Source organism: Nostoc mirabile CHAB5784 (assembly GCF_020829645.1).
In the GTDB taxonomy this organism is placed as follows: Bacteria; Cyanobacteriota; Cyanobacteriia; order Cyanobacteriales; family Nostocaceae; genus Nostoc; species Nostoc mirabile.
Window position 1 is genome coordinate 1 of record NZ_JAIVFS010000058.1, and the last position, 21976, is coordinate 21976.

General features: G+C 44.2%; 17 protein-coding genes. 7 read left to right on the forward strand and 10 right to left on the reverse strand.

All coding sequences use genetic code 11. The features are described 5' to 3' along the window. Positions 1-231: 231 nt before the first annotated feature. On the reverse strand, positions 232-1131 hold the full coding sequence (gene rsmH, locus LC653_RS28230) for a 16S rRNA (cytosine(1402)-N(4))-methyltransferase RsmH (protein ID WP_229497965.1): 900 nt from the start codon (positions 1129-1131) through the stop codon (positions 232-234). Between the two features lie 418 nt (positions 1132-1549). On the opposite strand from rsmH, the gene LC653_RS28235 reads away from it, so the two are divergent. Then, on the forward strand, positions 1550-2734 hold the full coding sequence (locus LC653_RS28235; protein WP_179067814.1) for an NAD(P)H-quinone oxidoreductase subunit H: 1185 nt from the start codon (positions 1550-1552) through the stop codon (positions 2732-2734). Between the two features lie 127 nt (positions 2735-2861). Here the strand turns inward: LC653_RS28235 and LC653_RS28240 are convergent, their stop codons facing one another. The 6 genes from LC653_RS28240 to pgmB all read right to left on the reverse strand — a co-directional run bounded on the left by LC653_RS28240 (position 2862) and on the right by pgmB (position 10204). After that, positions 2862-3467: a DUF4129 domain-containing protein gene (locus tag LC653_RS28240; RefSeq protein WP_229497966.1), complete on the reverse strand. Its 606-nt coding sequence runs from the start codon at positions 3465-3467 to the stop codon at positions 2862-2864. 86 nt (positions 3468-3553) lie between these two features. Beyond that, on the reverse strand, positions 3554-4039 hold the full coding sequence (locus LC653_RS28245; protein WP_229497967.1) for a DUF2243 domain-containing protein: 486 nt from the start codon (positions 4037-4039) through the stop codon (positions 3554-3556). 196 nt (positions 4040-4235) lie between these two features. Continuing rightward, positions 4236-4634 (reverse strand): Alr5209 family pentapeptide repeat protein, encoded by a 399-nt coding sequence (locus LC653_RS28250; RefSeq protein ID WP_229497968.1) that lies wholly within the window; start codon positions 4632-4634, stop codon positions 4236-4238. Between the two features lie 62 nt (positions 4635-4696). Further along, the gene (locus LC653_RS28255; RefSeq protein WP_229497969.1) at positions 4697-5134 is read right to left on the reverse strand and encodes an RrF2 family transcriptional regulator; all 438 of its coding nucleotides are present in this window, start codon (positions 5132-5134) and stop codon (positions 4697-4699) included. A gap of 329 nt (positions 5135-5463) precedes the next feature. After that, complete coding sequence (locus LC653_RS28260; protein ID WP_229497970.1) at positions 5464-6813, reverse strand: PAS domain-containing sensor histidine kinase; 1350 nt, start codon at positions 6811-6813, stop codon at positions 5464-5466. A gap of 322 nt (positions 6814-7135) precedes the next feature. Continuing rightward, complete coding sequence (pgmB, locus tag LC653_RS28265; protein WP_229497971.1) at positions 7136-10204, reverse strand: beta-phosphoglucomutase; 3069 nt, start codon at positions 10202-10204, stop codon at positions 7136-7138. 76 nt (positions 10205-10280) lie between these two features. On the opposite strand from pgmB, the gene LC653_RS28270 reads away from it, so the two are divergent. After that, positions 10281-10544 carry a hypothetical protein gene (locus LC653_RS28270; RefSeq protein ID WP_229497972.1) on the forward strand — a complete coding sequence of 88 codons (264 nt, stop codon included), beginning with the start codon at positions 10281-10283 and terminating at the stop codon, positions 10542-10544. Positions 10545-10701: 157 nt separating this feature from the next. Here the strand turns inward: LC653_RS28270 and LC653_RS28275 are convergent, their stop codons facing one another. The 3 genes from LC653_RS28275 to LC653_RS28285 form a co-directional block, all read right to left on the reverse strand. Further along, complete coding sequence (locus LC653_RS28275) at positions 10702-13113, reverse strand: sucrose synthase (RefSeq protein WP_229497973.1); 2412 nt, start codon at positions 13111-13113, stop codon at positions 10702-10704. A 522-nt stretch (positions 13114-13635) separates the two neighbouring features. Further along, complete coding sequence (locus LC653_RS28280) at positions 13636-14751, reverse strand: ABC transporter permease (protein ID WP_229497974.1); 1116 nt, start codon at positions 14749-14751, stop codon at positions 13636-13638. A gap of 362 nt (positions 14752-15113) precedes the next feature. Then, the gene (locus LC653_RS28285; RefSeq protein ID WP_229497975.1) at positions 15114-15995 is read right to left on the reverse strand and encodes an Npun_R2479 family HD domain-containing metalloprotein; all 882 of its coding nucleotides are present in this window, start codon (positions 15993-15995) and stop codon (positions 15114-15116) included. Between the two features lie 527 nt (positions 15996-16522). Between LC653_RS28285 and LC653_RS46420 the strand changes: the two genes are divergently transcribed. From LC653_RS46420 to LC653_RS28305, 5 genes are all read left to right on the forward strand, one after another. Then, positions 16523-16645, forward strand: a complete 123-nt coding sequence (locus LC653_RS46420; RefSeq protein ID WP_267923201.1) for a hypothetical protein — start codon at positions 16523-16525, stop codon at positions 16643-16645. 142 nt (positions 16646-16787) lie between these two features. Continuing rightward, on the forward strand, positions 16788-17264 hold the full coding sequence (locus LC653_RS28290; protein WP_229497976.1) for a hypothetical protein: 477 nt from the start codon (positions 16788-16790) through the stop codon (positions 17262-17264). Positions 17265-17528: 264 nt separating this feature from the next. Continuing rightward, a complete protein-coding gene (locus tag LC653_RS28295; RefSeq protein WP_229497977.1) occupies positions 17529-17915 on the forward strand; it encodes an endonuclease domain-containing protein in 387 nt (128 codons plus the stop codon). A gap of 304 nt (positions 17916-18219) precedes the next feature. Continuing rightward, on the forward strand, positions 18220-18489 hold the full coding sequence (locus LC653_RS28300; protein ID WP_229497978.1) for a hypothetical protein: 270 nt from the start codon (positions 18220-18222) through the stop codon (positions 18487-18489). 81 nt (positions 18490-18570) lie between these two features. Then, entirely contained in the window at positions 18571-21657 is a 3087-nt protein-coding gene (locus LC653_RS28305) for a HEAT repeat domain-containing protein (protein ID WP_229497979.1), read from the forward strand. Positions 21658-21976 lie beyond the last annotated feature (319 nt).

Consider the following 21976-nt stretch of genomic DNA (forward strand, 5'->3'; position numbering starts at 1 on the left):
ATCGCAGTACTGATCTACCACGGTGATCGTGGAGGTAGCCGTTCTTGAACCCAATTAAATACCCTTGCTAAGTTAAACTGTTAGTAATTAATTATACTCTCATGAGAGTAATAAAAGAGCGTTAATCTATTTTGTTCTCTTGGAGATGTCCCTCTCGGTGCATTCCTATTTTTTCATGACTTGTGCTAATGAGATGAGGATTAACTAGATTTTTCCCATCTGTATCTCACCTCACTCCTGCTTTCTCTCTGCTATTCTCAGTTTGGCCGATCGCGATCGCGGATTATTACTAATTTCCTCTTCTTGAGCAATAATCGGTTTTTTTGTCAAGACCTTTAATAAAGGTGAATTTCTTAAACCATGTTTCACGGGGCGGTCTTCCAGACTGTGAAAGCTGATAATCGCAATTCTGCCGCCAGGGACAAGGGCATTTGGTGCTTTATCCAAAAAGGTTTCTAGGGATTTTAACTCATCGTTGACGACAATTCGCAGAGCTTGAAAAACACGGGTAGCGGGGTGAATTCTCCCATAACGGTATTTCGGGGGAACTGAAGAAGCGATCGCATCAGCCAATTCTGTAGTCGTGTGCAACGGCCGCCGTTCTACAATACGACGAGCAATGCGCCGCGATAATCTCTCCTCACCATATTTAAAAAAAATATCTGCTAATTCTGCTTCATCCCAATTATTAATCACATCAGCAGCAGTTAGCGATCGCCCTCGATCCATTCGCATATCCAAATTTGCAGCTTGGCGAAAGCTGAAACCTCGTTCTGCTTGATCTAGATGGTAAGAACTTACCCCCAAATCGGCTAAAATACCATCGAAGGTGTTAGGGGTAAACTCGTAGTCAGCAAAATTGCGATGAATAAATTGTACGCGATCGCTATATTCAGCTAAATTCTTTTGCGCGGCGGCTAAAGCATCTTTATCTTGGTCAACTGCTGTTACCCGCACATCCGCCGCAGCTTCTAAGATCAAGCGACTGTGACCACCTGAGCCTACCGTCACATCTAAATAATGCCCGCCTGGACGCACCGCCAAACCCTCAATTACCTCCCGGCCCAAAACGGAAATATGGGAAAAAGCCAGTTCTTGTAAATCTAGCGGTGTTTGTGAATCTGATTTCATCTTTAATTTTATTTTTGATAAATAAATTGGCTCCTGTATTCTGACTTCTGAATTCTTCTTCAAAAATCTAAATAGCTGTTGGCTGTATACGTACCATTCTGCTTAGACACTAACTTATACAAGATTGAGCAGGATTTAACAACATCAGGATTTTAAATGCAAAAAGAGATTACATGAAAAAAACCTGTGCCTCAATCCCTTGCATATCAAGCTTCCCTATAATAATTGAAGAGGTGCAACGAAATGAAACATCAATTACAACTCCTCGGCTGCTATCCTCTCTCCAACATAACCCTGTAGAGTCCTAATTATATAGATTGCCCCTACAAACCTCATTTTGGCAAACTAGATAAATCGGGTCTGGTTGGCATCTGGGCGATTCAATTCAAAATTTTCACGAACGGAGAACACGAAATCTATGACCAGACTAGAAACCCGCACTGAACCAATGGTGCTAAACATGGGGCCACACCACCCCTCAATGCACGGGGTTCTGCGGCTAATCATGACTCTGGATGGCGAGGATGTTGTTGACTGTGAACCGGTTATCGGCTATTTGCACCGGGGAATGGAAAAAATCGCTGAGAACCGTACTAATGTAATGTACGTCCCTTACGTTAGTCGCTGGGACTACGCGGCGGGAATGTTCAACGAAGCCGTCACTGTCAACGCTCCAGAAAAGCTTGCAGGTGTTGCTGTCCCCAAACGTGCTAGCTACATCCGCGTCATCATGCTGGAGTTGAACCGCATCGCTAACCACTTGCTGTGGTTTGGCCCCTTCCTCGCTGACGTAGGCGCACAAACTCCCTTCTTCTACCAGTTCCGGGAACGGGAGATGATTTATGATTTGTGGGAAGCCGCTACAGGTTATCGGATGGTGAATAACAACTACTTCCGCGTTGGTGGAGTAGCAGCCGATTTACCTTATGGTTGGGTAGATAAGTGTCTAGAATTCTGCGACTACCTATTGCCCAAAGTTGATGAGTATGAACGCTTAGTAACCGATAACCCCATCTTCCGGCGACGTGTTGAGGGTATTGGTACTATCACCCGTGAAGAAGCAATTAACTGGGGACTTTCTGGCCCAATGTTACGCGCATCTGGCGTGCAATGGGATTTGCGAAAAGTTGACCATTACGAATGTTACGACGATTTCGACTGGGATGTACAGTGGGAAACCGCCGGTGATTGCTTTGCCCGTTACGTGGTGCGGATGCGGGAAATGCGCGAATCTGTGAAGATTATTCGCCAAGCAATTAAAGGACTTCCTGGCGGCCCTTACGAAAATCTGGAAGCCAAGCGTTTAGCCGCAGGTAAAAAATCCGAGTGGGACGCATTCGATTATCAATTCATCGGTAAAAAAGTTTCCCCCACTTTCAAGATTCCCAAGGGTGAAATTTACTCTCGTGTAGAAAGTGGCAAAGGTGAATTGGGAATTTACTTGGTTGGAGATGATAACGTCTTCCCTGCACGTTGGAAGATTCGCGCAGCAGATTTTAACAACCTTCAGATTGTCCCACATTTACTGCGGGGCATGAAGGTTGCAGATATTGTGGTGATTCTCGGCAGTGTTGACGTAATCATGGGGTCTGTGGATAGGTAGTAAATATCTATCTTGGTAGTTTTTAGAGCAGTTGTATTACAGTGCAACTGCTCTATTTTTTTATAGTATTGGGTAAAACTGCCGACCATTGCACAGTACAGTTGAGTTAGGAATTTCTTCCTTCTCTTCAATCTGGGGAGATTTCCCGATAAGCTTGCCGACACTGCTCATAATTGTCTGGCAAAATCTCGGCATTACCAAAATATAATTGCTCGTGAGTGGTAATTAAAGTCTCATAAGGCTGTATAGGAGTCACAGACGATCGCAGCAATTGCAGATATTCTCCATCAGTGCGACTGAGTTTGTGGGGTGCAATCGCGTTTTGATGCAACTGCTGCAACATTGCTAAATAGAGACAACGGCAAGCTTCACGGTAGTTTCCTTGACGGTAAAATTGTTGCGATCGCTCCAACAGAAGGGCTATGGATGACTCACTAGAGTGAGTTTTTACGCGAAAATCAGTGAGATTACCACTTCTATTCAGCCAAGAATATATATAAGGACTGAATTCTCGCCATAATCGCCAACCCACCCAAGCGATAAATAAACCTAGTACCAGCCAAAACAGGAATTTCAGCAATTCACCTAGCCTTGGGCTAATTGACCATCCACTAGGAAATTCGGGCATTGCGCGTTCAAAGCGGTAAAACTGGTATTCCCACCATTCTCCCGCTTGTTGTTGAAATTGAGAAAGCTGCCAACTCCAGCTAGTTTTTTCAAAAGTATCTGTCATAGGGGGGAGTGGGGAGCGGGGAGTGGGGAGCAGGGGGAGCAGAACTATTGATTATTGACCCATGCCCCATGCCCAATGACTAATGACTAATGACTAATGACTCTTGACTTTTTTATCATTATCCAGCCGATGACAATAAGTAGCACACCGAATGCAAGAAATCCTAAATCCCAAGCTAACTCATTTGGCCCTGGTTTCACATGATGGATACCGAGAATTTGATGGTCAATTAAACCTTCAACGAAGTCGAACAACCCAGTACCAATCAATATTGACCCAATAAAGGTCTGTGATGACCAAGGTACATCATCACGCCCTCCGGCACGCCATAGCAACACAAGTCCCACCACGGTGAATACCCAATCCAAGGTATGAAATAACCCATCCCATACCATGTTCAAATCTATATTTGCCGTGTTGTTCAGAGGTCGAATGTTACTGAGCATGTGATGCCACTGGAGGATCTGATGCAGTAAAATTCCATCAATAAACCCTCCAAGACCCACACCAAGAAAAATTCCAGCAGTAATTAGCGGTGCGCGTCGGTTAAGGGTTTCACTTTTCGCCTCCATTGTCAACCTCATTAGATAGGCTTCTTCACCAAAATACAACTCTTTTAGGAAAAATATCTTCTATCTTGAGGCAAGTACAATAGACATTTGATGATAATTAATTATGCGTTGCCCAAAATCCTTAGTATAAATACCCGTTACAAAACTTAATTACGTTATCTACGTAGAAGCGTCATTACGAATTACGAATTACGAATTACGAATTACGAATTATTTTTATCTGCATACCCGCTTTCACTGGGTCGAAATCTTGGGGAAAATGGGTGCTGCGATCGTAGTCTGCTTTTTCCAGCTTCGTTCCTTTGAGATCGGCTTGGCGAAGATTCGCTGACATCAACAATGCTCCCCTCAGATCGCTATCTTTCAGATTAGCTTGACCCAGATCGGCAAAACTCAGATCAGTTCCCCTCAAATTTGCGCCACTCAGGTTAGCTTCACTCAAGTCAGCATAACTAAGGTCAGAACCTTTCAAGTTAATGCCTTGCAAATCAGCATTACCAAGTTCTGCTTTACTAAAGTCCCGTTTTCCTGCTGCATAATTCTCCACCAGAGTAGCGGCACTATTTATAGGCTGTTGAGAATTTACTTCAGGCATATAACAGCCTCACAGGTTATTAGTTTCATACTAAGGATGAAAATTTTCCTACTTCATCCTTTCTAAATGTAATACATGAGTTCCTTTTGCTTTCGCATTGATCTTCGTTCGCAAAGGTCTTGGAGTGTATATTTTTCTAAAACTGAGTTAGCAGCCTGACGGGCTTCCTGCCAGACTTCCTGAATTAGCTCACCTTCTACTGTGTTTGGAGTTGGCTCAGAAGTAGAGACAACGATATCTGACCCTTCCATGCAGCTAAAAGCATCTAACACTGTAATCTTTCCGGGATCTCGCGCCAGAACATAGCCACCTTTGGCTCCGCGTATACTCTTAATTAAACCTCCACGCCTTAATGTGGCTAGGAGTTGTTCCAAATAGCGGTTCGGTATGTCTTGTAATGCCGCTATCTCTCGAATTTGCAGGGCTTCACCGTTAGGGTAGCAGGTTGCTAACTCTAACAGGGCTAGAAGTGCGTATTCTGATTTGTTAGAGATTACCACAGGCGTAATATTTTAAACTCACAGTTAAATATACAAAGTATTTGAATTGCTTTCCCTAAGCTACTGTTAAGAAAAACTTTACAATCAACTTATTGTTGACCGGCTAACCCCACTTTAAAGACCTTTCAGCATAGAAGCAATTATATTTTATTTTGAATTCAATAAATAAAAGTGATTGATTATTTACAGCAGAATTCAGAATATAGAATTCAGCAGTAAAACACGCTTTATGGCTGGGTAACAGACTTAGCTGGTGTACCTCACCTTCCTTGAAATCTGCTGTATAAAGTCTTCTAAAGTGTAAATTGACTTAAAAGCTGTGCAAGCTGCTATATATTCAAATTTCTCGAAAATGGCAGAGTTACGGTAAAGGTAGTTCCCGCACCGATCGCACTTTCGACAATAATCTCGCCGCCATGTAAATCTACAGCCTGCTTGACGATGGACATTCCTAATCCCATTCCTGGCATATTGCTTGCATTACTGGCGCGATGGAAGGGTTCAAAGATGTGTTTAATGTCATTTGGGGGAATGCCAATACCAGAGTCTTGAGTCTGGAATATAGCTTGCTCGTTGGCAGTGGTGACAGAAAACTTAACTGTGCTACCAATGGGAGAGTATTTTAGACAATTTGAGAATAAATTACTCAAGATTTGCCGTAGTAGTTTCGCGTCTAAGTTAGTTAAGGTGCATTGGCACTCACTGCTAAAAGCGATCGCGTGTTGTGAGCGATCGCTCTGTTCTAATTCTTCTAATAAATCGCGGCAAAATTCCACCAAATTCAGGGGTGTTGGATTAAACTCTAACTTGCCTGTTTCATCCTGACTCAGCACCAATACATCATTCAACAACTGGGTTATATGCATAACAGATGTTTGAATGCGGCGCAGGTGGGTCTGTTGTCGCTCGTCGCTCCATAGATGGCGATAATATTCTAGTAGTTCCGCAGAAGAGTGGATGGTGGTCAAAGGAGTGCGAAACTCATGGGAGGTGATGGTGAGCAAGCGGGATTTAAGTTCACTAAACTCCCTTTCTTTGGCAAGCGCTTGTCGCATCGCCTGTTCTGCCCATTGCAGCTTGCCTTGGGTTCGTTTGCTTTCGCTAATGTCCCGCAATATCCACCGCAAACTGATTAACCTACCTTCTTGATTACGGATAGCAACCACCTTAACCCCAGCAATAATTGGCGTTCTGTTACGTGGTCGCAGGTTTACTTCCCATTCTTGCATTTTCCAGTCTGGGATTTCGGCATGATCGCGCAGATCAAGCAGTTTCAGATGAAAAGCAATTATTTCTTTCTCAAGCACATAAATCCCCAGGAGTTTTCCCAACAGGAAACTTTTGGAAATGTTGAGCAGAGTAGTGGCGGCTGAGTTAGCTTCCTGAATTAGCCCTTTTGTATCAGTCACAAAATAAGCGTCTGGTACTTCCTCAAATAGTTCCTGGTAGCGTTGACCTTGTGCTTCTAATAACTTTTGGGACTTGGATAATTCTTGATTCTGCTGTTGTAAGTCTTCATGAGCTATTTGCAGTTCTTCCAAAGCTAGGTAGACTTCTTTTAATACTGCGGTAACGAGTTCAATCTCTTCTTGTGTATTTTGCTGTTCACTCTGGCGTTGCAAAAGGGCGACGCACTTACGTATCTTCTGTATCTGTAAGGCTAAATCGTCCAATTTCACGCTCGTACTCCTAATTTTGGATATTCTGACCGAAAAAGCAGCGCAGCACGCAATAGGTTCGCATAAGGGACTTCCAAATAAAAAAATATATATCCCAAAACTGACGCAAAAATCTTCTCTATTTCTCCCCTCTCTGTGTTCTCTGCGTCTGGAGTGGTAGCCTTCGGCAAGCCCTCCGGCTTGGTGCAGTCGCTCATGAGGGAAACCCCCAGGACCGCGCTGCTTCACCGCTTTGCGTCTACGTTCATTTGGATAATTTATTTCTTGGAAGTCCCTAAGATCCCCCCGCCTGCGGCGACCCCCGATAAATTGGGGGTAAAGATCAGGAAGAGCAAGCCTTTTGTCTAGCAATCTTGCTTAATTTGGCTCTTAAATCTGCCCATTTGACCCCTTCTAAGCTGGGCAAAACAATATGAGCGGCTCCAACTCGTTCAGTTGGGCCGAGTCCTACTGCCCACATACCACCGGCTAGGGCCGCCTCAACGCCTGCTGCGGCATCTTCTACAACTACAGATTGCGCTGGTTCGAGTTCTAGCTGCTTGGCTGCGTACAAAAATAGGTCGGGTGCTGGCTTGGGTTGTTGTACACTATAACCGTCTGCGATCGCATCTACTTTATCAGCAATGCCCAATCGCTCGATCACTGTGCGGGCATTTTTGCTAGCTGAACCAATACCTATTTTAATCCCAGCTTGCCGCAGTTCATCCAAGAGGGCGATCGCACCTGGTAATAAATCCTTGGGTGTCATGTTTTGGATCGATTCCACATAGTAGCGATTCTTCCGCTCCATCATCTCCTCGATTTGTGCCTCCGAATAGGGTCTATCTCCAATAATATGCATCAGGGAAGCACGACGGGATACACCCCGCAGCGCTTCGTTAGCTTGCCGATTAAACGGTATACCCTCTTCATCCGCTAGCTTTTGCCAACCTTGATAGTGAAGTTCTGCTGTATCTGTTAGCACTCCATCTAGGTCGAAGATGAATCCTTGGATGTTGGATGTTAGGGGAGTGGGGAGTGGGGAGTGGGGAGTGGGGAATGGGGGGGATGAAAGGGCAGGGGAGGCAGGGGAGGATGAGGGAGCAGGGGGGGAAGTCTGGTTTTTAGAAGCTTCTGAGGGGAAATTTGGGGGATTTGAGGAGAGGGAAAGTTGGAGATATTCTAGGTGACGAGTTCTATTTTGCGTGACTTGTTCTTTGCGTAGATCAAAGTCGTGCCATAATCCTTGCCAGTGGAGTTTAAATTTCAGGCGTGTCCAGCCATCAGGCAGATGGGAGTTGGCTACGGGGCCATTTTCGGTTAGTTGAATGCCGCCGAATCCAAAAATTACAGCTTGCCAAACGCCACCAGCAGTAGCACCGTGAATTCCATCGCTGGTGTTACCTCGGTTATCTTCAAGATCCACCATTAACGCTTGCATAAACACTTCGTAAGCTTCCGTTGATTTGCCCAAATCGGAAGCTAAAATTGCGTGAACTGCTGGGCCAAGGGACGAACCATAGCTAATGTCTGTGCGGGGTGCGTAGTAGTCCCAGTTTGTCTGCAATGCTTTTTGGTTGTAGGGAAAATCTGCTGATTCCCGCATTAAATAAAGGAGCATCAATATATCTGGCTGTTTGATTACTTGATATTTATTGGTTTTCTCAATACCCAAGATGGCTTGCATGGAGCGATCGCGCCCTTGGTAATCTGCTAAGTTGATATCTTCTAATTGGAAAAATCCCTCAAACTGCTCGATTAGCTCTGTTAATGGGTCATGGAGGAACAAGATTTTGGCGATGATATCTTGCCAGTGCGTTCGCTCCTGTGGTGTAAGTTTTAGTTTCTGTTCTAGTTCAGTACCTCGTTCGGGGAACTTGTGAGCCAACCAATCATAAACTGCGATCGCTTTCTCTAGATGCCATTGCGCCATCCGATTTGTAAAGGCGTTATTGTGGACGAATTCATGGTATTCATCCACACCGATCACTCCCCGAATTTCATACTGTTGGCGCTCAGGATTGAATTCGACCCGGCTACCCCAGAAGATGGCGGCATCCAAAATAATCTCTGCGCCGCGCTGTTGCATCCACTCATCATCACCAGTGGCTTGCCAGTAGTTCCAAGCGGCGTAGGGAATATCTGCATTGATATGAATTTCGCGATCGCGGCACCAAATCCGCACGTCTTCACCATAAAAATCATTTCCGAGCGCCCAACGTGGTGTTACTTCATCTCCGGTATCAGCACTTTCCCAGGCAAACATTGCCCCTTTATATCCGTAATGGGCAGCCTTGCGTCTAGCTCCTGGTAAGGTGTGCCAACGGTAACTGAGTAAATTTCGAGCGATCGCTGGTTGGGTAAACAGAAAAAAGGGCAGCATAAAAATTTCTGTATCCCAAAAGATATGACCGCGATAGCCGAACCCAGAAAGGGTTTTAGCAGGAATGCTCACCCTGTCATCATGGCGTGACCCAGCTATCAGTAGCTGGAATAGATTGTAGCGAACAGCAAAAGCAGCTGTGCTATCCCCCTCAATGAGGATGTCGCTTTGCTGCCACACCTCATCCCATGCCTGCTGATTGGCTTTTAGTAGTGTTGCGTAGTCTGGCAGGTGCGCGAGTTTTTCTGTAACTGCTGAAACTGGTGTCTCAGTCTCCCGCGAGGTAAAAACTGTCACGATTTTTTCTACGGTTACAGTCTGTTGTGATTTAGCCAGGTAGGTCATGCTCAAGGTTGGATAACCAGGTGCAGTACTGACTTGCGAAGATGCTTCAGTGCCTGAGATTCTCATTGTTGCGCCCATACCGAGTTCAATTCGGGAGTGGCGGGTGCGGCGTTGCAACCAGATTCCTTGGTCAGTCTTGCCTTGATCTAGTCCTTCCCAGTGATTAAAACCCTGATTTTCTGGATAGCCGTTGATACTTCCCTGAACTTCAATTGACCCATCAAAATCTACTGGCGTTAAATGGCAGCGTTGCGCCAACACATGCTGATCTGCAAAACTAGCAAAGCGTTCAAAGTTAATATCTATAGTGTTTCCACTGGGAGAGCGCCAACGCAAGTAACGGCACAGAAGTCCGTAGCGTAAATCAAGCTGCCGATCATAGCGCAATATCTCACCTTGATCGAGACGGAAGCGATCGCCATTTACAATCACTACCAAAGGTAACCAGTCAGGGCAATTTGCCAGTTCAGTGTACACCACCGGCACATCGTCGTAGACACCGTTGATAAAAGTAGCTGGCAATGCATGAGGATAACCTTCTTCAAAACTGCCTTTTGTTGCCAGGTATCCATTGCCGATTGTAAAGACGGTTTCTTTAGAGTGCAATTGCTCAGGGTCAAACTGGGTTTCGATTAAAATCCAGTCTGTGTAGATAAAATTGCGAGAATGACCTTTTGTTTGCATAAGTTGGGGAGTAGGGAGAAACTAATTCGTAATTCGTAATTAGGATTGGATTGGAGATTTTGAGTATCTGAGGTAGATGAATGAGTCTTTGAGGTGGATGAATGAGTCTTTGAGGTGGATGAATGAGTCTTTGAGGTGGATGAATGAGTCTTTGAGGTGGATGAATGAGTCTCTGAGGTGGATGAATGAGTCTCTGAGGTGGATGAATGAGTCTCTGAGGTGGATGAATGAGTCTCTGAGGTGGATGAATGAGTCTCTGAGGTGGATGAATGAGTCTCTGAGGTGGATGAATGAGTATCTAAGGTGGATGAATGAGTCTTTAGGGACTTCCAAGAAATAAATTATCTAAATGAACGAACCACAGAGACGCAGAGAACACAGAGAGGGGAGAAATAGAGAAGATTTTTGCGTCAGTTTTGGGATATTTTTTTATTTGGAAGTCCCTTAAGCCAATGCTTTAACTTGTAACTCCCCCTGCTCCCCCACTCCCCACTCCCTCATCCCCCCTTATGTTTTTCCAAAATCTTTTCGGCTCTAGGTTTATAAATGAGATGAAATAAGGTTTCCATATAGCGATCTCTGGCTTCGTTATTTTCTGGAGCAACAAAGTTCCAAAAACTAAATATTTTGGCAAGCTGTAGTAATTGATTACTATGTAAATGCCAATTGTATCTATGATGAATTCGCTGACTCATCCATTCTGAGACTTCCTGCCAATAGTCATCTTCAGTACTGCATTGTTCAACAAAGCCTAAAATTTTCTTTGCTGTACCTTCTAAGTCTGTAGGATTAACATTAAATTCATTCTCTTGGTTTTCGATAATTTCTAAAGAGCCGCCAAATTGAGTAGCAAAAGTTGGCAAGCCGGAAATCATCGCTTCCAAGATAGACCGACCGAAGGATTCAAAGCGGGCAAAGTGGACATAAATTCCCTGAGAATCTGCAACTACTCGGTAGGCTTCGCCGACGTTGCTGCTAGGGATACGCATCCCCACCCAGCGAATTTTGCCATTGAGATGATATTGCTCAATAATCTCGTGGAGTTTTTGGATTTCTTCTGCTTCTTCTAAGTTTGTAGCTTCATCTGGATGCAGTTTACTACTTAAAAGGATTAGGTTACAGCGCTCTTGCAACGCCTGACTTTGACCAAAGCATTCCGCTAACCCAGTGAGATTTTTGATTGAAGTGATGCGAGCAACGGCAAAGATTGGTCGCTTGTTAAGGTTATCTAAATGACCAAAGATTTGGGGGTCTTCGCGGGTAAAGAGGAGGCCATGAATTTGTGTGCAAAGCTTAATATCTCGGTCTTCTTTTTGGCTATAGGGAAAGAAAATCTTTTCATTTACTCCCGGCGGCACTAAGTTGAATTTAGGACTAAACAAATCAATGCCATCAACTACATGATAAAGTTGCGGCATCGTAAAGCATTTGTACGATTCGTATTGACCTATGGTGTCAGGTGTGCCGACAATTTCTTGATAGGATGATGTGATGATAAACTCGGCTGCATTCATGCTAATCAAATCGGCGGTAAATTGTACCGAGAAGTGATATTGGTCTTCTAAATCTTGCCAATATAAATTACTAAATAGATATTTAGGTTTTTCTAAGGAATGGGCAATGTTGCACTGGGTAACTTTCATCCGGCGCGATAAAAGAAAAGCCACTAAGTTACCGTCGCTGTAGTTGCCAACAAGAAGATCAGGTTTACCTTGGAATTGAGCTAGCAATTCTTTTTCTGCATCTAGAGCAAAGTTTTCTAAATAGGGCCAAATCTCAAATTTAGAAATCCAATTGTTCGTAATTTCAGGATTGAATTCACCAAAAGGAACGCGCAATATCCAAGCATTTTCAGTATCTTGAACTTTTTCTAAGCGCAGGTTGCAAAATGTCCCTTCGCAGTTAGGGATTAGCCGGGTGAGAATAATCACATGTGGCTTCATACCCAGCACATCCAGTCCAGCGAGTTTGATTTGTTCACGCAGTTCGTTTTCTAAGCTGCGGGCTTGTTCAAGGACGTAGATAACTTGACTTAGTGTTTCATCTCTTCCTAAGACATCTTCTTGTCCCACCCAGCCGTGGATGGAAATGAGGACAACGCGAAAAATGGCGGGGACGCGGGCCACAAATGTTTCTAAGATGCCAGGTTCTGGAGAATAAATGAGTCGATCGAGGAGTTCTAGGGTTTCGGAGACTCGCGCCGCAGTGTTACCCCAACCCGGCTCAAAGCCGAGTTCTTGAAGAGCGAAGCGGAATTTTTCATAAGGTTCATCAGGCTCAAGCTCATTTAGCAATTTGAGCGCTAGCTTAATTTGTTTGGCTAGGTGAATCCCTGAAGGAATGCGATCGCTCAACAGCAGCCGAATTCCATCGTGTTGTAGCCCCTGTAATGCTTGAAATAACATTTCCACCCAATATTGGGGGTCAGTCAACAATTGATTGCACAGGTAACGGTTGAGGAAGGCTAAACCTTGACCAATATTTCTGGGGTCGTCGATTCTTGGAGAACTTTCGTAAAACGGGTGGAGGTCGATTTCCAGGATGTGGGGTTGGTAGCGGTTGACTAGGCGATCTCTCACATCTAGCAGCGCTTGAGGCGTCATCTGCTCGAAACTATTAAAATCAGCTGTCAGTTTCCAAACTTCCTGGCTAGCAATCCTGGGGCGAACCACGAACCAGGTACTTTCTTCTTCAAAAATTATTTCGTGGGTGTACTGTATCAGTTTGCCCACAGAAGAAGAATAGTAAAAATAGGCTGGCTTTTGGGATTGATGACAGTAATCGGCAAAAGCTTGTAAAATTTCATTTCTCAGGAAGTAACGCTTACCTGAAGCACTCAACGTATAAATCAACTGATGTAGAGCAGTTTTTTCATCACCGTTGAAGACAGCTTGAACTAGTTCATACATGATGACGAATCCCAAAATTTTAGCTAGGTCACGACCTCATTTTTATCTCCAGTCTCCGGTTTTCTGAGGCACATTCCCCGTTTAATGGTATATAAACATGAAAACCACCCGCGTCTAACTCTGGGATGAAACGCTGCGAGGGCTTCAAATCTATGGGATGAGGGAGTCACAAAGAGGAAAAGGGGCAGGGGGCAGGGAGCAGGGGGGAGAACCCGTTAACAATTCAAAATTCAAAATTCAAAATTCAAAATTAAAGACATTTCAGACGGGGATTTAAACCCCGACTGAAATGGATGCTACATGTAATGGTTGGGGTCTTAAACCCTTTAATTTACGATAAATAAATTCATTGAAAGCTTAGACGCATTATTTCTTGTGTCACTTTCCGCTCAAAATAAATATTTAGAACTTCAGTTCCTTGCGGGACATGACTTTTACGTTAAGTTGACACCAATGAGCATTGCTGTGCCCTTACAAAAGATATGTTGGGCATAGAGTGCGATCGCCTCTATACCTTTTCGCTTATCTTTGCAAACTACGAGGGTCAAGAGCATCTCTGAGTCCATCACCGAGTAAGTTGAATGCTAGCACTGTGAGGATAATCAGCACAGCAGGCGGCCAGATTAGCCAAGGTTGCAATACCAAAATTGAAGCATTGCTAGCCAGAGAAAGCATATTCCCCCAAGAGGGGTCTGGTTGTTGAATTCCCAAGCCGATGAGACTCAGTATCGCTTCTGCACCAATAAAGCTGGGAATTGCAAGAGTAGCAGAGATAATTACATAACTAGCCGTTTGCGGCAAAACGTGGCGGAGGATAATATAAAGTGGGTTTGCGCCCATTGCGCGTGCCGCTTGGACAAATTCTCGCTCTTTGATTGATAGTACCTGTCCTCGAATCACCCGTGCTAAACCAGCCCAGCTAATAACCGAAGTAATCACCACAATCAGCAAAAAGCGCTGGGTACTGCTTAAACCAGGTGGTAAGACTGCTCCCAAAGTCACCAAAAGATAAATACTAGGGAAAGTCATTAGCACTTCTGCCAAGCGCATAATGACGCTATCAGTCACACCGCCGAAATAGCCGGAAATTCCCCCGATGATCAAACCGAGGGGGTAGGTAATGATAATGCCAAAAATACCGATAAACATACTGATGCGACCGCCATGTAAGAGGCGACTGAATTGGTCGCGGCTTTGGTCATCAGTGCCCAAGATGTTGAATTTGGCTCCAGTTGTGGTGCCAAATAAATGCCAATTTAAGGGAATACCAGGAAAGATTGTGACTTCATCCCACTTTGGGGGTAATGGCAAACTCATCTGCAACAATCGGTATTCTGGCCCGGAGACAAATAGACGCAGGGGTGAGGGCTTTGTCAAGTCTACAATGAGTTCGCGATCGCCTGTTTCTAAATTCGTGTCTCCCTGAGTCGTTGGATAAACATGGGGGCCGATAAACTGCCCTGACTGAGAAACCCAATGTATCTTAGTTGGTGGGAGCAGTGAACCATTGGGCTGTGAGGCGTAGGGGTCATAAGGAGCCACGAAATCTGCTGCAATTACTGCTACGTAGAAAATTAACAGCAAAATTGCCCCAAATCGTGCCAAAGGATTTTTTTTCAGTCGTCGCCACCAATCCATAGTAGTTAGGAGTTATAAGTTAGGAGTTATAAGTTATTAAACTTTTATCTTAATTCATAACTCATAATTAATAATTATTAACAGACGCGATTAATCGCGTCTCTAATTCCCAACTGTACAGACGCGATTAATCGCGTCTCTCCTAATTCCCAACTGTACAGACGCGATTAATCGCGTCTCTCCTAATTCTCAACAGACGCGATTAGTCGCGTCTCTCCTAATTCTCAACAGACGCGATTAATCGCGTCTCTCCTAATTCTCAACAGACGCGATTAATCGCGTCTCTACTAATTCCCAACTGTACAGACGCGATTAATCGCGTCTCTCCTAATTCCCAACAGACGCGATTAATCGCGTCTGTACTAATTCCCAACTCCTAATTTCTCTAAATAGCGCTGCTGTTCTTCCTGTTGTTTTTCATGTTCTACAACAAACACATTTGAGTAGAGATTAGCCAGAATTTGTTTTCCCTGTTGTGTCAGTGATAGATAATGCAGCCCCTCTTGGATATAGGGATAGACGCCATTCCAGTAAAACTTAGCGTAGTTATTACGTAAATCAGCAGGGGTTTTATAGCCCAAAACTTTATTTACACCAGTTTCTTCAAACTCGTAAAATAATGAAGTAATTTTTTTCAGGTAACGCGGGTCGCTTAGTTGACCAATCAAATCAGCAGCACGGACTAATCCTGCAAAACACCTTGTATCTTGATGATCTTCTGCCGCAGGCACGGGAAATCGAGTCAATTCAATATTGCTTTTAATTGCCTCAGCATCGATTAACTTGTGACCTCCAAAACGCTCATCAATAAAAAGCTTGGCTCTATCAACATGATACGGCGTCAGACTGGCATCAGAAGCGCCAGGAGCTACAGAAATCATTTTGCCATTTTTACCTGTGGCATATAAGCTTGCTGTCTCTCGGTCTTGTCGGCAAACTCCCTTAACGTAGCCAATATCATGAGACACTAAGGAAATGATACAATGCAGCCAGTCTTCACTGGAAACACCGCCTTCCCTAATGTGTTTGCCGCGTAATATTTCTTGCCCCACCAGGGTTACAAGTACTGTGTGTTCAACATTGTGATAAAGAGCGTCGCTATTGGCAATGTTTTCCAAAGCCATGTTACCAGCCCAGGCGATAATGTCCTGATAATCATTTTTGAAGCAGCCGTATGTGCGACGGTAACCTTCTCGAATTTCATTTACAAAGGCATCAATTAAAATTTCAGTGGCATTGAACATATCTGGTTACTCTGGTAAATACCAATTATTTATTGATTTGATTGATTTCAAAATTCCATAATCAGGGTCACTCTTGCGGGAATTTAACCTCTCTCTTTCTAGGACAGAGGCTTAAAAACCCGATTATTTCATTGCTCCTCCCCTCTGGGAGGCTGGGTGGGAAAAGTTCGTCGAACTCATGTGAATTTAGGACAATACATTTTGCTCCTTTGTAACTCACCTATAGCTATGGACGCTAGCTTGTCCTATGCCTAAATTGCATAGTAGAAAATAGTTTCCTGGTGACACAAAGGCTTTAGAGGAATTATCGATGCCGGTCAAAAACATTTTATTGATATAATTTTATACATTAAAAGTCGGATTTGAATTTAGATAAATCTAGATTAGCTTCACTAGTTTTTCATATCTAACCATTGGTTGACGGTGATCTAAATACATTTAGTGTGTGACCTTGAGTGGCTAGTACTGCAAGGCGGAAGTCACGCATTCATGCATACTTTAATTTTGGCCTTTCTGGCTGTAATGAAATGGTAGTTTATTTCCGCCGACCTGTACTAGCCGATGTTCGCAGCAGTGTTGTTAAGGTGCAACAACTACAAACTCAGTTGCAACAAACTGTGGTGCGATCGCACGGACGAGTCAGGGAGTAAAATTCAAAGTCTCTCCCTGTTTGGAGAGAGGTTAATTTCCCCATTCCCCACTCCCTACTCCCTACTCCCCATTCCTTAAGACTGTGCGATCGCATTTACCAGTGGGAATCATAACAAACAGATTCATTACGGTAAATATCCAATGGCTTACCAAAACATTACCGCTTCCCTTTCCCCAGCAGATATCCAAGAAATTAAAGCAGCCTTTGCGACTATTGAAGCAAAGTTACCTTTTCTTGTTACCCTCAGTGCAGAAGAACGACGCAACTTATTTAAGATGGGCGATAAAAGACTAGCTTTTGTCAACACTAGCCTGATTGCTGCCCAGTCTAACCGAGAAATTCTCCCAGCCAGTTTTGATTTAGACGAATTTGTGCGGGATTATCAACTAGCCGCCAACCTCACCGAAGTTTTGATTGGACTGCGACAACTGACAGAACAGGTAGATGATACCCTAATGGCAGTCGGTAGCGAAGCAATGGGTAGCAGTTTGACAGTTTATGATTATGTGAAGACTGCTGCTAAGAAAACTCCAGGGTTAAAAACTATTGCCGAACAGTTAGGCGAACGGTTTAAAGCTATTAAAAGTAAACCTGCAAAAGCTGCTGTAGATTCTTAAAGGATTTTTTAAAAGCCTTTAGTGATGTAGCAAATACTTTGAGATCCCCCTAAATCCCCCGATAAATTGGGGGACTTTGATTCTAGTTCCCCCCTTTTTTAAGGGGGGTTAGGGGGGATCAAAACGTTAACTGAACCCTATTGCTTTAAAAAGGGTGACTTTGACTCCGGTTCCCCCCTTTTTTAAGGGGGGTTAGGGGGGATCTCGAATGACTATGCACCTTAACCGAGCAGTATTGGGTAGGGGGTATAAACACTAGAAAATATGACAAACAAACTCAATAGCAGCAATCACCATTTACCTTACAATCCAAAGCTTGTAGAAAGAGCGAAAGAACTTCGTAAAAATATGACCCCAGCAGAAAAAAAGCTGTGGTATGAATATTTGAGAAATTTTCCATTTCGGGTTTTAAGACAACGACCGATTAATCATTTCATAGTTGATTTCTACTGTCCTACTTTAAAAACAGTTATTGAAATTGATGGGGATAGCCATTTTACAGATGCAGGTCAAGATTATGATCTGGAGAGAACAAACGTTTTGGAAGGCTATGGTTTAAAGATTATTAGGTTTACAAATGGTCAAGTTTTAAATCACTTTGATAGTGTGTGTGAGCAGATACAGCGTCTGATCCCCCCTAGTCCCCCTTAAAAAGCTACGGTGTCTTCTAGAGTTGCGCTACAGGCTTTTGATCCCCCCAACCCCCCTTAAAAAGGGGGGCAAAAAGCTCTTAAAGTCCCCCTTCTTAAGGGGGATTTAGGGGGATCTAAAAAGCTCTTAAAGTCCCCCTTCTTAAGGGGGATTTAGGGGGATCTAAAAAGCTCTTAAAGTCCCCCTTCTTAAGGGGGATTTAGGGGGATCTAAAACGTTTTGCTACCGAGGAGAGGACTTTTCAAATATCCTCTTAACCGAATCGTATTGAGAGTCTCCTAATTTGCAAAACGAGATGTATCTTTTGGTCAATGAACCTCAAAGCTTCGGCGATAAACCTCAAAGCTTCGTTGATAAACCTCAGAGCTTCGTTGATGAACCTCAAAGCTTCGTGAATGAACCTCAAAGCTTCGTCGATGAACCTCAAAGCTTCGTCGATGAACCTCAAAGCTTCGTCGATGAACCTCAGAGCTTCGTCGATGAACCTCAGAGCTTCGTTAATGAACCTCAGAGCTTCGTCGATGAACCTCAAAGCTTCGTTAATGAGTCTTTAATACTCGCCCACAAGCATTAAAGACTCTCAATCAGGAATTAGGAATTGCAAGCTTGTTGTTATACTCATAATTGCGTGCAATCTGCCGCCTTGCCCTGATTTATGCTCACCATACCCCGCTATACCAGCAAGCGATCGCTCTTTTTCCTTTTCTGTTTCACCCTACTCCTAACTCTCTTCCTCTCTTTACCTTGGGTAAACGCTGAAAAAAAACCTAAGCCGCAAGCATGGCAGATTAACGGTATCGTAGCAGCCCTAAAAGACCCAATACCCGAAGTCAGGGCTACAGCAACCCAAAACTTACAGGAATATCAGCTAGATAACCCTAAAACCCAGATAAAAAACTATGATGAGCTTGTAAAACAGTTTGTCAAACAGTTGCAGGATAAAGATTCAGCAGTCTCCCGTAATGCAGCAGCACAGGCACTAGGGCAGATGCAAGCCAAGGAACAAGCTCCACAAGTTGCTCAACTGCTCAAAGATTCTGACACTGATGTCCGTAAAACAGCAGCATACGTACTAGAGCAAATGCAAGCCAAGGAACAAGCTCCACAAGTTGCTCAACTGCTCAAAGATTCTGACACTTATGTCCGTAATGCAGCAGCAAAGGCACTAGGGCAGATGCAAGCCAAGGAAGTAGTTCCACAAGTTGTCCTGCTGCTCAAAGATTATGACTCTCGTGTCCGTAATGCAGCAGTAGAGGCACTAGGGCAGATGCAAGCCAAGGAACAAGCTCCACAAGTTGCTCAACTGCTCAAAGATTCTGACACTGATGTCCGTAGAGCAGCAGCATACGCACTAGGGCAGATGCAAGCCAAGGAACAAGCTCCACAACTTGCTCAGCTGCTCAAAAATCCTGACGGTGGTGTCCGTGGTGCAGCAATACAGGCACTAGGGCAGATGCAAGCCAAGGAAGTAGTTCCACAACTTGTCCAGCTGCTCAAAAATCCTGACGATAATCCCCGTTATGCAGCAATAAGGGTACTAGGGCAGATGCAAGCCAAGGAAGTAGTTCCACAACTTGCTCAGCTGCTAGAAGATTCTAAAGCCTATATCCGTGAAGTAGCAGCAGAGGCACTAGGGCAGATGCAAGCCAAGGAAAAAGCTCCACTAGTTGCTCAACTGCTCAAAAAAGATCGTGAAGCCTATGTCCGTAAAGCAGCAGCAGTGGCACTAGGGCAGATGCAAGCCAAGGAACAAATTCCACAACTTGTCCTACTGCTCAAACAAGATCCTGACTCTAGTGTCCGTAAAGCAGCAGCAGAGGCACTAGGGCAGATGCAAGCCAAGGAACAAATTCCACAACTTGTCCTGCTGCTCAAACAAGATCCTGACTCTGGTGTTCGTAAAGCAGCAGCAGAGGCACTCATAAAACTAGAACGACAAGATTTGCCTGTTGTTGTGCAAGTTCTAGATTCAGTTCACTCTTATCCCTCTGAAGTTGGTCAAATCAGGTTTGTAGCTCATTTTTTGGGAGGTGGTAAACCACAAGTAGAAATTCTTATGCAATGGGTTGGTAGGCCTAAAATGCGACCAGAGAAACCTACCCATGACCAGGGAGTGGAAGTAATGGAAGTTTTTAAGGAAACCTGGAAACATTGTGATTCTCTGCCAGAACTGCAAAGAGAACTAGCAGAACAAATTTCCAAAGTTGCTGCTAAGAAAAAAATTATTTGGAAAGCCCAGGATATTAACTTACTGCAAACTCACTATAGCAACCTCAAAAAAATTAACTCCACTCACGCCGATGCACTACAGTCAGTAATTAAGAATGTGGAATATTTGCAGTGGTTTCTCAATGCTAAAATCACTATCATCTCTCACGCTGCCTTTTGGCTAGCCCTCATCTTTGCCTACCCCAAATTTCCCCAAGTCCAAGCCATCTTCTTCTGGAACCCTTGGGTACGCCGTATTCTCGGCGTGGGCTATGTTGGCTTTCTCCTCACCTGGGTTCCTTTCCTGCGCCGCAAATTATTTGAACCATTCAAACCTTCCCTATTAGCCGATGCCGGGTTAGATAATTTTCATGACCAATCATACTTCCCAGAATCTAAAGTCAAAGTTCCCACTTCAGGAGACATCCAGCCAATTACCGCAGCCCTACCCAGTATTCAAGGACAAATTATCTTAGAAGGAGATTCCGGCTTAGGCAAGTCGATGTTTCTCCGTCATCTCTTGAAAAACTCCCAGCGCATAGTCGTTTATCTCCCCGCCCAAAAATGTCATAAAGGCGTAATTGAAGCCATCCAAGACAAGCTACACGGCCAAGCCCAAGATGCCGGCTTCCTAAAAAACCTCATTTACAGTGGCGCCATAGATATCTGCATCGACGGACTCAACGAAGTCACCGCCGACACACGGGCAAAAATCTGCCAGTTTGTCGAAAGCTATTTCCGGGGCAACATTATAATGACTACCCAGCCCCTAGAGTGGACACCCCCCTCAACAGCCAAAACATACTACTTGCAGCCCCTTGAACAACAACAAATTCAAGAGTTTTTGATATCCCGTCAGCCGCGACTCCCCAAACATGCCAAAGTTCAAGGTGCTGATTACGCCAAAGCCTGCACCAATTATTTAACAGAAGTCCTCAAACAGCAGCAAGCCCAAGAAGAGTTAGATGCTGTGCGCCGAATTCTTTCTAATCCAATGGATCTAACAGTAGTAGCGCTGATGCTATCACAAGGTAAACATCCAAACTTGTTTCGCCTGCAAGAACAGCAATACAATTTGATGGCGGCAGAATACCTGCAAGAATGGAATCAAGATTTTCCGCTCAAAAGATTTTCCGCCGCCGTCTACCAAATGCGACTCGAAGACAAACAAGCCTTACCTGGGGATGAATTTCACCAAGTTGTCAAGTCTTTAGAAGATGAGAAATACAAGATGGTAGTCAGCCGTCAGTGGCAAGATGAAAAAGGCGAAGCCAAGAAAGAATGGTACTTCCGCCACGATAAAATCATGGATTTCTTCTTAGTGCAAAACTTTCTGGGCGAAACTGATGCCGCCGAAGGACTATTAGTTGATAGAATGGGCGATCCGCGTTTTCGTGGTGTTTATTTCTTGCTAGCAACGTTGCTGCCTTTAGATGCAGCCAAAGAACTGCGGGAAGATTTGATTCAATACGCGGCGGATACTAAAGACAATACGGTGAGTAATACTTTTGTGCAGTTGTTGCGAACTAGGTAAATGGGGCATTGGGCAATAAAAGAACCCCACCCCCAACCCCTCCCCGCAGGCCTACCGTGTATACAGAAGTCTGAAATAGCTGATTAACCAAGTTTTTACCCCACCCTAACCCTTCCCTTGGAAAGGCTACGGTGTACACACAAGTCTTACCGCAGCCATATCTTTATTAATAATCTTGCACTGTGTTTCTATCCCGCCTCGGAATGAATTCCGAGTCTCATAGCTGAAGTCCACTTAAGTGGACTGAATAATCAATTTAGTCCACTTGAGTGGACTTCAGCTATCAGCCCTGAACTTTAGTTCTGGGCGGGATATCGGT